The following is a 12,532-nucleotide window of genomic DNA, read 5'->3' on the forward strand; positions in this document are numbered from 1 at the left end:
TGGAACAGCCTTTTCCTCGCCCTAAACGGGCTATGAGAAAGGGAGGTTATCGACGTCCGCGTTCACGCCTTCGATAACCTGCCGCGAGGTGCCTTAGAGCAGCGGGGCGATGTCCTGTTCCCAGCGCGTGGACCAGGCATCCTGCTGTTCGAGAACAACATTGTAGTCCGGCACGTAAACGAAGTTCGAAAACTCGTCCGATGTGAAGGACAGATGCTTGAGATTGTCCGGCGTGACCGCCTTGCTGTTCAGCGGCGCTTCGCCAGCCACCTTGGCGTAGAGCGAATTCATGTCCGGGCTGATCGCGAAGTTGACGAAATCGAGCGTTGCCTTGGTGTTCGGTCTATTCTTCAATACGCCGAAACCGCTCTGGTAGAGGAAGGCCTTGAAGTTCTTGTCCTTGGTGAAACGAGTAACGGGGAAGTTCTTCGCGACGGCCGCCCAACCGGGTTCGGCGAAGAAGCCGACGGAGGTCTCGCCCGATGTCAGCGAATTGGTGAAGTCGATGTCGGTGATGGCGACACGGCCGATATTGCCGGATTTCGCCAAGTCCTTCATGAGCTTCCATCCCGGCTCCATATTCGTTTCACTGCCGCCGGCGTGAAGGGCGAGCGCGACAATCTGGAGCATCATGCTCTGTGTCGGGCCCGGCCAGCAGATCGCGCCCTTAAGATCGGGGCTCAGCAGATCATCGACGGTCTTCACGGCGATGGGAGCCGTGTCGGTTCGGGCACCGAAATACATGCCGCCGACTGCGCGTGGCACCGCCTTGATATTACCCTTGCCATCGCGAATGATGATTTTCTCGGGAATATTCGCAAGGTTGGGAACATCGGCAGGATTGATGGTCTCGAGCCAATCCTCCTTCACCATGCTGTTGAATGAGCCTTCCCAGCCGGCGACGTAGTCGTAGTCGACATTCGGCCAGACGGCCTTGATCTTTGGAAGGATCGCGCCCGCACCGCCCTGGTGAAGAACCCAGTTGAACGTCGCCGCATTCTGGTCGGCGGCAATCTGCTTCATGGCTTCGACGACATCACCGCCCCATTCGACGGCGGTAAGACTGCCGTTGTCGGCCGCGGCGGATCTCGCAAACCCGGCCATCGTGCCGGCAATCCCCGCAGCAGCGGCGGACCCGAGGAAGCGGCGACGTGTCATATCGTGCAACATGGTAAGTTCCCTTTGTTGTCGGCCCTCTGCAGGACCGTTCGCATCGGAGACTGCTTGCAGGTTGCCAACCGCGATAGTGGGAAAATTCTCGCCGGGTTATAAGGTTTTCTGAATAGCTCGATGAAGGCGCCAGCCGTACGGCGGAGCTCAGCGGAGCCAAGCTATCAACAATCGTTATATCCCCTCTCGAATTTTCGCGGTTCCAAGAGAAGCGGACGGCGCCGATGATCACGGCAGCATCAAGACCGTGGGAGCCTGCCTTGACCATTGACCGGGATTTTTTGGAAGACCTGAGAAGGCGCTTCGGCAGCGCTGCAGGCGGGGAGATGGAAGATCCGCACTTCCGTGCCGTGGCGGCGAGCGTTTTCAAGGACGGCGACAGCCGCAAGTGGCCCTTCGCCGATCCTGCCACCTTTCTGGACGCCCGTTTCATCGAAAACGGCTTGCGGCCCGAGGTACTTGAGATGCTCGACGTGGCTCTGATCGGCGTGCCGATGGATCTCGGTGTCACCAATCGCGCCGGCGCGCGGCTGGGGCCGCGGGCCGTCCGGGCGATCGAGCGCGTCGGTCCCTACGAGCATGTTCTGCGTGTCGCACCGATGGGAGGGCTAAAGGTCGCCGATGTCGGCGACGTGCCGATGCGCAGCCGGTTCGGCCTCGCAGAATGCCACGCCGACATCGAGGCCTGCTACCGGATGATCTCGGCAACCGGGGTCATTCCGCTGTCGGTCGGCGGCGACCATTCGATCTCCGGCGCCATCCTCAAGGGCTTGGCGGCCAGCCAGCCGGTCGGCATGATCCATATCGACGCGCATTGCGACACCGCAGGTCCCTATGAGGGTTCCAGGTTCCATCACGGCGCGCCCTTCCGCGAGGCAGTTCTGGCGGGCGTACTCGACCCGAAGCGTACGATCCAGATCGGCATCCGCGGCGGCGGCGAGTATCTCTGGGAGTTCTCCTTTGCCTCCGGTATGACCGTCATCCACGCGGAAGAGGTGGCGGAGATGGGTCTCAAGGCCGTGATCGCAAAGGCTTTGGAGGTCGTCGGCGCCGGTCCAACCTATCTCAGTTTCGACGTGGACAGCCTCGATCCGGCCTTTGCTCCGGGAACCGGCACGCCAGAAGTGGGCGGGCTTCAGCCGAGGGAGGCCCTGACCCTGCTGCGCGGCTTCAAAGGCATCAACCTCATCGGTGGCGACGTCGTGGAAATTGCGCCGCAGTACGACAACACCACCAACACTGCGCAAATCGCCGCACAGGTCCTGTTCGAACTCCTGTGCCTCGCGATGTTCAGTCCCGCGGTCAGGACAAACGTGACTTGAGAACCAGCTCCACAACGGCAGCGTGCGCCGTGCCCGCTGCCGTCCATCATCTGTCGCACAATACATCTCAAAAAGGGGAACGACATGAATGCTCTTATGAAATTGCGCTACGCCGCCACCGCGGCAATTGCCGTGTTCGGCATTCTGGCAGGGGCCGCTCAGGCTGACGAACTTGCCGATATCAAAGCCGCGGGCGAGATTAACATCGGCATCTTCTCCGATTTCCCGCCCTTCTCTTCGGCAAGCGCCGATATGAGCATCAAGGGCTATGACGTCGACGTCGCCCAGAAGATCGCCGACGGGCTCGGCGTGAAACTCAATCTCGTCAGCGTTACTGGCCAGAACAGGATCGCCTACCTGAACGACGACCGCGTCGACCTGCTGATGAGCGTCGGCTATTCGAAGGAGCGCGCCGAGGTCATCGATTTTGCCGCGCCGTACGCTCCCTACTATATCGCTGTCATCGGTCCAGCCGCGCTGAAGGTGAGCGGCAAGGAAGACCTTGCCGACAAGACCGTTGCCGTCAATCGCGGCACGCTCGAAGACACGTCACTGACCGCCGCCGCCCCCGGCTCGGCCGCGATCCAGCGCTTCGAGAACTACAATTCGGTCATCCAGGCCTTCATCTCAGGCCAGACCGAGCTGATGGTCGTCGGCAACGATGTCGGTGCGCAGGTTCTGGCACGACAGGACGCCCTGAAGCCGGAGCAGAAATTCCAACTCCTGAGTTCGCCCTCGCACATTGCGCTCCGCAAGGGCGAGGAAGGCCTGAAGAAGGCCGTTAATGACAGCGTCGCCGCAATGATCGCCGATGGTTCACTCGACGCAAGCTCGAAGAGCTGGCTGAAAGCGCCGCTCAACCCCGAAAATCTGAAGGACTGACGGAGCCGCCCCCGCTCATCAAAGCATGATGCCGAAAACTGGTAGCAATTTCAGTGGCATCATGCTGCATCTCTTGATTGAAAGGCGGATCCGCATGTCGGTCCGACCCAGCCCAGATCATCCGGCCCCAAAGGACAAACGATGAGATACAGCCTCGATTTCAATTGGCTTTGGGACGGACTGGGACCTCTGGCTTACGGCGCAGGCACGACGCTTGCACTGACGGCCTCCACATCGGCCCTCGGGATCGTTCTCAGCGTTCTCGGCGCAGCCGCGCGCCGCGGACCGTATCCATGGTTGCGCAAGGTCGTCGGGCTGTATGTGGAAGTCATGCGCAATACGCCATTCCTGGTGCAGCTGTTCTTCATCTTCTTTGGCTTGCCTAGCCTGGGCCTTCGCCTCGATCCGATCTCTGCCGCAGTTCTTGCCATGACCCTCAACATGGCGGCCTACACGATCGAGGTGGTCGGGGCCGGGCTGGATGCCATACCGAGAGGCCAGAAAGAAGCGGCGCAAGCACTTGGCCTCAGGCCTCGGCTGGTGTTCTTCAAGATCATCCTGCCGCAAGCACTCGCCATCATTTTCCCGGCACTCACAAGCCAGATCATCATCATGATGCTGGAATCGGCGGTGGTTTCGCAAATATCCGTCCGCGAACTGGCGCAGGAAGCCGATCTGCTTCAGTCGCGCACCTTCCGCTCCTTCGAGACCTATCTGGTGGCGACGTTGATCTACCTTTCGATGTCCGCCGCACTGCGCCGGCTCCTTTTCGCCGGGAAACGCCGTTTTCTGGGAGCTGGTCTGGCATGATTGAGTTCACGTTCTGGGACATTCTGCGCAATCTTGTCTTCGCGACCCGCTGGACCCTGCTGCTTTCGCTCGCAGCGTTTGCCGGCGGCGCCATCGTTGGCCTGGCGATCCTATCTGCACGGATATCGAAAATGCGCTGGCCGCGCAGCTTGGCGTCCGGCTACATTGCCCTGTTTCAGGGAACGCCGCTGCTCATGCAGCTCTTTTTGATGTTCTTCGGCCTGCCGATGCTCGGGTTCCGGATCGAGTCATGGACCGCTGCCGTCTGCGGCCTGACATTCTATGCCAGCGCTTATCTTGCCGAAATCTGGCGGAGCGGCGTCGAGGCGGTGCCGCGCGGGCAATGGGACGCTGCAGCCAGCCTGGGCCTGCATCGTCTCCTCGAACTTCGCCTTGTCATCCTTCCGCAGGCTTTCCGGATTACGCGCGCGCCGACTGTCGGCTTCTTGGTCCAATTGATCAAGAGCACCGCACTGGCCTCGATCCTGGGCTTCGAGGAACTGCTGAAAACCGCAAACGCCATCAACAATGCGACCTTCGAACCCTTCAAGGTCTACGGTCTCGTCGCAGTGATCTTCTTCGCCCTGTGCTATCCGCTTACGCAATACGCCAGAACTCTGGAGAAGAAAGCGGCCTTTGGCTGAGCGGTGCAGAATTGCTCCGCATCCGGCATTGCAGCGGAGTGGCCCAAAAGGCCGATGCCGCTTGAAAAGCCGGTGCGCCACGCAGCGGCGGCGCTGTTTCGGTCAACCACACTGAACTCGCCTTATCCAGCAGTTAGACCTTCCTGAGAGATCGCTTCAATGACCGACACGCAAATTCGTATTCTCGATGCCCGGACAACGGGCGAGCTTCTCCCTTTCGGCGCGCTGGTCGCGACCTTGCGGCAAGCATTTGCCGAAGGCTGTGTTGTCCCGGTACGGCATCACCACACGATAGCCAACAGCGACGAGTCGGATGCGACGCTGCTTCTGATGCCAGCCTGGCATGCAACGCACCGGTCGGAGCGCTATCTTGGCATCAAGATCGTTACCGTCTTTCCCGACAATACGGTGCGCGGCATTCCCGGTTTGACCTCGACTTACATGCTCTATGATGGCCGGACCGGGATGCAGCTTGCGTTAATTGACGGAAACACGATCACGGCGCGCCGTACGGTAGCGGCATCGGCCCTTGCCGCGGACTATCTTGCCCGAAAGGACGCGCGCCGCCTGCTGGTGATCGGCGCAGGTCGCGTCGCGAGCCTCATACCCGATGCCTACCGCGCCGTCCGGCCGGTCGCACATGTCGATATCTGGGATATCGATCCCGCCAGCGCGGAGCGGCTGGCGCAGAGCCTCGCGCAACGGGGATTCCACGCCACCGCCGTCACGAATCTGGAAGCCGCGGCGCGGCAAGCCGATATCGTCAGCGCGGCGACGCTAGCGACCGCGCCGCTGATCCGGGGCGAATGGCTGAGGCCGGGCACCCATGTCGATCTGATCGGCGGCTTCACCCCGGCGATGCGCGAGGCCGATGACGAGGCGCTTCGGCGCGCCTCGGTCTATATCGACACTCAAGAAGCCCTTCACGAAGCGGGCGATCTGGTTCAGCCGATCAGCGCAGGCGTCATTTCTACAGAGGCGGTGCGTGCGACACTCGACGAACTGTGTCGCCGGGATATTCCGGCGCGGGTGTCCAACGATGAGATCACTCTCTACAAGGCAGTCGGAACGGCATTGGCCGATCTTGCCGCCGCGACGATGGTCTATGAAGCCGCTTTGATTGCCGGCTGACATTTTCTGGCCTCGGCGGCCGCGAATACCAACCTAAGGAACGAAGCGCCAGACCGTCGTCTTCTTGATTTCGCTGTCCTCCAGCGCCCGCGTCACCGGCACCTCGTAGACCGCGCAGCATTCCAGCCGATCTCGAGGCAGGTAGCTACGCCCGGGATCGCCGACCAGAACCGATTTGCCGCCGGCCGCCAGCCCGGAAAACCAGGGAACGAGCGCAGCGGCGAAAGCGCTGTCGTAGAAGACGTCGCCGGCAAGCAGTATATCCGCATCGACGGCCTGGCCGATCAGATCGGCGCCGGCAAATCCGAGAACAACGCCGTTCACCTCGGCATTCAGCCGGACTGCGGCTTCCGCCCAGGGATCGATATCGCAGGCCGTGACCTCCCGGGCGCCGGCCATGACCGCCGCAATGCCGACGAGGCCGGAGCCGCTGGCGAAATCCAGCACGCGCTTGCCGCGCACCATCTCCGGATGATCGAGAATGTAGCGCGCCAGCCCCTGCCCGCCCGCCCAGGCGAAAGCCCAGAAGGGCGGCGGCAGGCCGATCGCTTCCAGCTCCTCCTCGGTCTTCAGCCAGAGCTCGTGCGCCTCGCTCGCCAGATAGAGCGAAATCTCCGGCACATGCGGCGGCGCCATCACGCTGGTATTGGCGCGGATGAAGATTTCAGGGTCGGTTTTCACCGCGGCGGATTGTCCAGGCCGCCCATGCGGCAGACCTCGGCCCATTCGTCATCGGTCACCGGCTGCACCGAAAGCCGCATCGAGGTGACGAGCGCCATCTTGGCAAGCTTTTCGCTCGCCTTCACGTCCTTCAGCGTCACCGGCTTCGGCATGTCCATGACGGCGCGGATATCGACGCAATCCCACTTCGGGTCGTCCTTGGCCGTGGAATCGGGATGCGATAGCGCGCAGACTTCGACAATGCCGACGATCTCCAGCCCGTCATTGGAGTGGTAGAAGAACCCCTTGTCGCCAATCTGCATCGCCCGCATGTTGTTGCGCGCCAGATAGTTGCGCACGCCGGTCCATTCCGTGCCCTTGTCGCCGGCAGCTTTCTGCTGCTCCCAGGACCAGGCAGCCGGTTCGGATTTATAGAGCCAGTGCGCCATGCTTATGCTTCCGGTTTGTTGAAGACCCAGTTGTAGGCCTGGACCTCGACGCTTTCGAACAGCCCGGCCTTGGCGTAGGGGTCGGCATCGGCCAGCGCACGCGCCGCCTCCTTCGAACCCGCTTCGACGATGATCAGGCTGCCGCAGGCCTTGCCCTCGTCATCGAGAAACGGGCCGGCAATCTTCAGCGTGCCCTCGGCGTTCAGCCCGTTCAGATACTCGAGATGCGTCGGACGCGTCTCCATGCGCACGTTCAGATGTCCGGGCTTGTCCTTGCAGAGAAGGGCGAAAAGCATGTCAGTCTCCTATTCGGTAGTGATTGGACGCGTCATCAACTGCTCGATGGCATCTGAAATATCGAGGCTGCCGTCGATGATGGCGGAAACGGCCTCGGTGATCGGCATGCTGATCGCCAGCTCCGCCGCAAGCCGGCAGGCGACGGAGGCAGCCAGCGCGCCTTCCACCAGTGCGCCCTGCAGCGGATCGACCTTTTCGCCGCGCCCGAGCGCGATGCCGAAGCGCAGGTTTCGCGATTGGTGGCTCGTTCCCGTCAGCACCAGATCGCCGAGTCCGGAAAGCCCGCGCACAGTATCCGTCTTCCCGCCCTTGGCGACGACGAAACGCGACATTTCCGCAAGCCCGCGCGCGATCAACGCCGCGCGCGCCGAGTCGCCGATACCACCGCCTTCGACGATGCCGCAGGCAATCGCCAGCACATTCTTGAGAGCGCCGCCGAGCTGCACGCCGATACGGTCGTCAGAGGCGTACAGCCGGAACGTCCGGCCGGATATCGCCTGAGCGAGCCGCTCCGCGGTCTCCATATCATCGGCCGCGATTGCCATCGCCGTCGGCAGGCCTTTGGCGATATCGGCGGCAAAACCCGGACCGGAGAGCACGGCGACCGGATGGTCCGGCAGTTCCCGTTCCAGCATGTCGGTCAGAAGATTGCCCGTCGCCCGCTCGATGCCCTTGGCACAGGTGACGACGACCGCATCCTTGGCAAGATAGGGGCCATATTGCCGCGCCGCATCGGCCTGCGCCTGCGACGGCATCGCAAAAAGCACGATGGAGGCGGCAGTGATCGCATCCGGCTCGGCGGAAAATTCCAGCGTATCGGGGAGAGAAATGCCGGGCAGCGCCGCGTCATGCAGCCGTTCAGCCTTCAGATCCGCAATCAGCGACGGATCACGCCCGACGAGCGTCACGGCGCTGCGGCCGGCAAGGGCGATGACGGCGGCGAGCGCCGTTCCGAAAGCCCCGGCTCCGACGACGGCGATGTTTTCGCTCATGCCTTAGCTCCTCGTTTTCCGAAACCGACCAGCGTCTCCGCCTTGGAATCGAGCGGCCAGCGCGAACGCGGCTGGACGTCGAGCGGATCAGGCGCGGCACCTGTCGCCATCCGCTCCAGCCCCGCCCAGGCGATCATCACGGCATTGTCGGTGCAGAGGCTGAGCGGCGGCGCGATGAAGCGGAAGCCGTTCTTGTCGCACAGCGCCTGCAATGTGGCGCGCAATTCGAGATTGGCGGCGACACCGCCGGCAACGACGAGCGCCGGCTTTTCGCCAGTAACAGGGAATTCCGTCTTGAACCGCTGCAGGCCGCGGCCGATGCGGTCCTTCAGCGTCCGCGAAATCGCCTTCTGGAACGAGGCGCAGATATCCGCCACATCCTGATCGCTGAGCGGCGCGATGTCCTGCGCTGCCTGCCGCACCGCCGTCTTCAGGCCGGAGAAGGAGAAGTCGAGCCTGGCCTCGCCGACCAGCGGCCGCGGAAAGGCGAAACGATCGGCATTGCCGTCGCGCGCCATCCGTTCCACCGCCGGGCCGCCGGGATAGGGCAGGCCGAGCAGCTTTGCCGTCTTGTCGAAGGCTTCGCCCAGCGCATCGTCGATCGTCGTGCCCCAGCGCTCATACTGTCCGACGCCGCGCACCAGGATGAGCTGGGTATGGCCGCCGGAAACGAGCAGCATCAGATAGGGAAAGGAAAGTCCGTCCGTCAGCCGCGCCGTCAGCGCATGGCCTTCGAGATGGTTGACCGCGTAAAGCGGCTTGCCGGCGGCTCTAGCGATCGCCTTGCCGGTCATCAACCCCACTAGCAGCCCGCCGATCAGCCCCGGCCCTGATGTCGCGGCAATGGCGTCGACCTCGGCGAGCGACACATTGGCGCGCGTCAGCGCCTCCTCGATCAACTCGTCCAGCGCCTCGACATGGGCGCGCGCGGCAATCTCCGGCACCACGCCGCCATAGGCGCTATGCTCGTCGAGCTGGGAAAGCACCACATCCGACAGCACCCTGGAATGCCCGTCCGCATCGCGCTCGACGACGGCGGCCGCGGTCTCGTCGCAGCTCGTTTCGATGCCAAGGATGCGCAGAAAGGGAACCATGAGGCCTGTTCGTTGATTGCGATGGGATGGAAACCCGTTTACGAGAACTCCGGTAACAACGGAATAGAGCGGATGCAAACAAAACCTTTCCGGATCGGCACGCGCGGCAGCCCGCTGGCGCTTGCCCAGGCGCACGAGGCCCGCGACAGGCTGATGGCGGCGCATCATCTGCCCGAGGAAATGTTCGAGATCGTCGTGCTGACGACCAAGGGCGACCGCATCACCGACCGGTCGCTCTCCGAGATCGGCGGCAAGGGCCTCTTCACCGAGGAACTCGAACAGCAGCTCGCCGCGGGCGAGCTGGATTTCGCCGTGCACTCCGCCAAGGACATGCCGACCAATCTGCCGGACGGCCTGCATCTCTCCGCCTATCTGCCGCGCGAGGATATCCGCGACGCCGTTATCGGCCGCACCGCGCCCAAGCTGATCGACCTGCCGCATGGCGCCACCGTCGGCTCCTCATCGCTCCGCCGCCAGGCGCTGATCCGCCGCATGCGGCCGGATATCAACGTCATCACTTTCCGCGGTCTGGTGGAAACGCGCCTGCGCAAACTCGAAGAGGGCCAGGTCGACGCGACCCTTTTGGCGCTTGCCGGCCTGAAACGGCTGGGGAAAGTCGAGGTGATTACCGATATCCTCGACCCCGACACTTTCCCGCCGGCACCGGCGCAAGGGGCGATCTGCATCGAAAGCCGCATCGGCGATAACAGGATCGACGATCTCCTGGCGCCGGTCAACGATGCCGCGACCTTCGACACCGTCTCCTGCGAGCGCGCCTTTCTCGCCGCCCTTGACGGCTCCTGCCGCACGCCGATCGGCGGTTACGCCGTCTGCGAAGGCGACCTGATCCGCTTCTCCGGTCTGATCATCACCCCCGACGGCCGCAGCCAGCATGCGGTGACAACAGACGGCCACCGCCGCGATGCGGCAGCTCTCGGCACCCGCGCCGGTCAGGACGTGCGCGCAAGGGCCGGCAGCGCATTCTTCGACGACTGGCACTGAGGCCGCCATGCGCGTGCTCGTCACCCGCCCCGCCCATTCGGCGACGAGAACCGCACAACGTCTGCGCGATATGGGCCACGAGCCGCTGCTGCTGCCGCTGCGTCAGCCGGTCCACGACAGCGCCGCCGCCGCGGCCGCGCTCGCAGCCACCGGCGGCGCAATCGCCGTGACTAGCGCCGAAGCGATCAGGGTCGTTTCCGCGCTCGGTGAGCAACTTCATCCGCATCTCGGCCGCCCGCTTTTCGCTGTGGGAGAAACCACGGCGGAAGAGGCGAAGAGCCTCGGCTTCCGATCCGTCGCCGCATCCCAGGGCAACGGCCGCGATCTCGCCGATCTCATCGCCGCGCAGGGAGCCGACGGCTTGCTCTACCTTGCCGGCATGCCGCGCGCCGAAACCTTCGAAGCAAGATTGGGCGAACTCGGCATCCGCTTTTCCGTCGCTGAATGTTATCGCATGCAGCCGGCTGCCCCCGGCCGGGCCGAGATCGAAGCGATTTTTGCGGGCGGCCGGCCGGACGCGGTTCTCTTCTATTCCCGGCAAACGGCCGAGGATTTCTTTGGCCTGGAGCAACTCCGCTTGGCCCTGCCAGAAGGGGCGGCAATCCGCCTTCTCTGTCTTAGCGAGGCGGTAGCTGACGCCATCCCGCCGGTTCTGAAAAATACCGTGGCAGTCGCACCGATGCCGGATGAGATAAGTCTTTTGTCGCTGCTTTGAATGCTCCAGCCGCCCAAATTTGATCTAACCTCTTCCCTTAATTGGCATCACTGTCTAGTTTCGTTGCAATGCAGGATAAAGAGGACCTCATGGTATCGGGAAACCCGCCACGCCATTCCAAGAGCGCCGACGAGCCGGTCACGATCGACCTCGAAGCACAGGATTTCGCCTCTGCAACCGATACCGAGAAGCCGGTGGAGAATGATGTCGGCGACGCCGACCGCAGTCCTGCCGAGGCAGGCATGCCGCCCGAAACAGAGGCCGCACCGCTGAGCGAACATGAACGGGCCGAGCTCGAATCGGCCGAACACCAGGACCAGTCTGGAATGGATGGGCAGGCGGAGGAGCCGGCAACCCCGGAACCGTCCTTCACGCCTCCTCCCGAACAGCCGGCGGCGCGGCGCGGCGGCACCTCCGGTCTCATCGCCGCCGGCATCTTCGGCGGCCTCGTGGCGCTGCTGGGTGCAGGCGCCATTCAATATGCCGGTTACCTCCCGGGCTCCTCGGCGCCGCAGACGTCGCCGGAGACCGCCGATCTTGCCGGCGAGATCGACGGCTTGAAACAGACCGTCGCCAATCTCGCTGCCAACCCGCCGATTGCAAAGAACGACGCGCTTGAAAAGCGTATCGCGGCGCTGGAAACCGCTGCCGGGGCACCCTCGGCCGGCGCGCCCGCCGATTCGGCAAATGTCGAAGCACTCAACCAGAAGATTGCCGAGCTCAGCGGTCAGCTCGACCAGCTGCGCGCCACGCTCGCCCAATCCTCCGAACAGCAGACGACCAGCGGCGCGGATATCACCAAGCGGCTGGAAGAGGCCGAAAAGAAGCTGAACGAGCCGCGCCAGGATGTTGCCGTCGCCAAGGCGATTGCGGCAGCCGCCCTCAAGGCGGCGATCGATCGCGGCGGCCCGTTCCTGGCCGAGCTCGATACTTTCGCCGGGGTCGCGCCCGACGATCCCACAGTTGCCGACCTGCGCAGCTTTGCCGAGACCGGCATTCCCTCGCGTGCCGAGCTCGTGCGGCAGGCTCCCGACGTTGCAACCGCGATCGTTGAAGCCGTCAACCAGCCGGATCCGAACCAGAGCTGGTCGGACCGACTGATGTCGAGCGCCAAGTCGCTGGTCACGGTCCGTCCCGTCGGCAATATCGAGGGCGAAAGCGTCGAAGCGATCGCCGCCCGCATGGAGGACAAGGTGAAGAACGGCGATCTGCCAGGCGCCTCTGCCGAATGGAACGCTCTGCCGGCCGTGGGCAAGCAGGCATCCGCCGCTTTCAAACAGTCGCTCGAAGCACGTATCCGCGTCGAAGAACTCGTCGGCGGGGCGCTGTCGAAAGCGGTTTCCGGCACCGGCAAGGAAGGATAA

General features: G+C 63.3%; 14 protein-coding genes. 8 read left to right on the forward strand and 6 right to left on the reverse strand.

Annotated elements, in window-relative coordinates; all coding sequences use genetic code 11:
* Positions 1-93: 93 nt before the first annotated feature.
* Positions 94-1,170 (reverse strand): extracellular solute-binding protein, encoded by a 1,077-nt coding sequence (locus tag CO666_RS00840; protein ID WP_097610281.1) that lies wholly within the window; start codon positions 1,168-1,170, stop codon positions 94-96.
* 224 nt (positions 1,171-1,394) lie between these two features.
* On the opposite strand from CO666_RS00840, the gene speB reads away from it, so the two are divergent.
* The 5 genes from speB (at position 1,395) to lhpI (ending at position 5,959) form a co-directional block, all read left to right on the forward strand.
* Positions 1,395-2,492 (forward strand): agmatinase, encoded by a 1,098-nt coding sequence (speB, locus tag CO666_RS00845; protein ID WP_097610282.1) that lies wholly within the window; start codon positions 1,395-1,397, stop codon positions 2,490-2,492.
* An 84-nt stretch (positions 2,493-2,576) separates the two neighbouring features.
* Positions 2,577-3,374 (forward strand): transporter substrate-binding domain-containing protein, encoded by a 798-nt coding sequence (locus CO666_RS00850; RefSeq protein ID WP_164740432.1) that lies wholly within the window; start codon positions 2,577-2,579, stop codon positions 3,372-3,374.
* A gap of 141 nt (positions 3,375-3,515) precedes the next feature.
* Complete coding sequence (locus CO666_RS00855; RefSeq protein ID WP_097610283.1) at positions 3,516-4,184, forward strand: amino acid ABC transporter permease; 669 nt, start codon at positions 3,516-3,518, stop codon at positions 4,182-4,184.
* Positions 4,181-4,828 carry an amino acid ABC transporter permease gene (locus tag CO666_RS00860; protein ID WP_097610284.1) on the forward strand — a complete coding sequence of 216 codons (648 nt, stop codon included), beginning with the start codon at positions 4,181-4,183 and terminating at the stop codon, positions 4,826-4,828. Before CO666_RS00855 ends, CO666_RS00860 begins: the two co-directional genes overlap by 4 nt.
* Positions 4,829-4,987: 159 nt before the next feature.
* Positions 4,988-5,959: a bifunctional Delta(1)-pyrroline-2-carboxylate/Delta(1)-piperideine-2-carboxylate reductase gene (gene lhpI, locus CO666_RS00865; protein ID WP_097610285.1), complete on the forward strand. Its 972-nt coding sequence runs from the start codon at positions 4,988-4,990 to the stop codon at positions 5,957-5,959.
* Between the two features lie 33 nt (positions 5,960-5,992).
* Here lhpI and CO666_RS00870 read toward each other — a convergent pair whose 3' ends face one another.
* Genes CO666_RS00870 through tsaD form a run of 5 tightly spaced genes read right to left on the reverse strand, consistent with a single transcriptional unit; the run spans position 5,993 to position 9,451 of the window.
* Positions 5,993-6,640, reverse strand: a complete 648-nt coding sequence (locus tag CO666_RS00870) for a class I SAM-dependent methyltransferase (protein ID WP_097610286.1) — start codon at positions 6,638-6,640, stop codon at positions 5,993-5,995.
* On the reverse strand, positions 6,637-7,068 hold the full coding sequence (locus CO666_RS00875) for an EVE domain-containing protein (protein WP_097610287.1): 432 nt from the start codon (positions 7,066-7,068) through the stop codon (positions 6,637-6,639). The genes CO666_RS00870 and CO666_RS00875 overlap by 4 nt, the downstream gene beginning before the upstream one ends.
* 2 nt (positions 7,069-7,070) lie before the next feature.
* Positions 7,071-7,364, reverse strand: coding sequence for a YciI-like protein (locus tag CO666_RS00880; RefSeq protein WP_097610288.1), 294 nt, complete (start codon positions 7,362-7,364; stop codon positions 7,071-7,073).
* Between the two features lie 9 nt (positions 7,365-7,373).
* On the reverse strand, positions 7,374-8,357 hold the full coding sequence (locus tag CO666_RS00885) for an NAD(P)H-dependent glycerol-3-phosphate dehydrogenase (protein ID WP_097610289.1): 984 nt from the start codon (positions 8,355-8,357) through the stop codon (positions 7,374-7,376).
* On the reverse strand, positions 8,354-9,451 hold the full coding sequence (gene tsaD / locus CO666_RS00890) for a tRNA (adenosine(37)-N6)-threonylcarbamoyltransferase complex transferase subunit TsaD (protein ID WP_097610290.1): 1,098 nt from the start codon (positions 9,449-9,451) through the stop codon (positions 8,354-8,356). The genes CO666_RS00885 and tsaD overlap by 4 nt, the downstream gene beginning before the upstream one ends.
* A gap of 72 nt (positions 9,452-9,523) precedes the next feature.
* Between tsaD and hemC the strand changes: the two genes are divergently transcribed.
* From hemC to CO666_RS00905, 3 genes are all read left to right on the forward strand, one after another.
* On the forward strand, positions 9,524-10,453 hold the full coding sequence (gene hemC, locus CO666_RS00895) for a hydroxymethylbilane synthase (RefSeq protein ID WP_097610291.1): 930 nt from the start codon (positions 9,524-9,526) through the stop codon (positions 10,451-10,453).
* A gap of 7 nt (positions 10,454-10,460) precedes the next feature.
* Positions 10,461-11,168: a uroporphyrinogen-III synthase gene (locus CO666_RS00900; RefSeq protein WP_097610292.1), complete on the forward strand. Its 708-nt coding sequence runs from the start codon at positions 10,461-10,463 to the stop codon at positions 11,166-11,168.
* Positions 11,169-11,236: 68 nt separating this feature from the next.
* Positions 11,237-12,532 (forward strand): COG4223 family protein, encoded by a 1,296-nt coding sequence (locus tag CO666_RS00905; protein WP_179869592.1) that lies wholly within the window; start codon positions 11,237-11,239, stop codon positions 12,530-12,532.

Origin of the sequence: Rhizobium chutanense, from assembly GCF_002531935.1 — a bacterium.
GTDB lineage: Bacteria > Pseudomonadota > Alphaproteobacteria > Rhizobiales > Rhizobiaceae > Rhizobium > Rhizobium chutanense.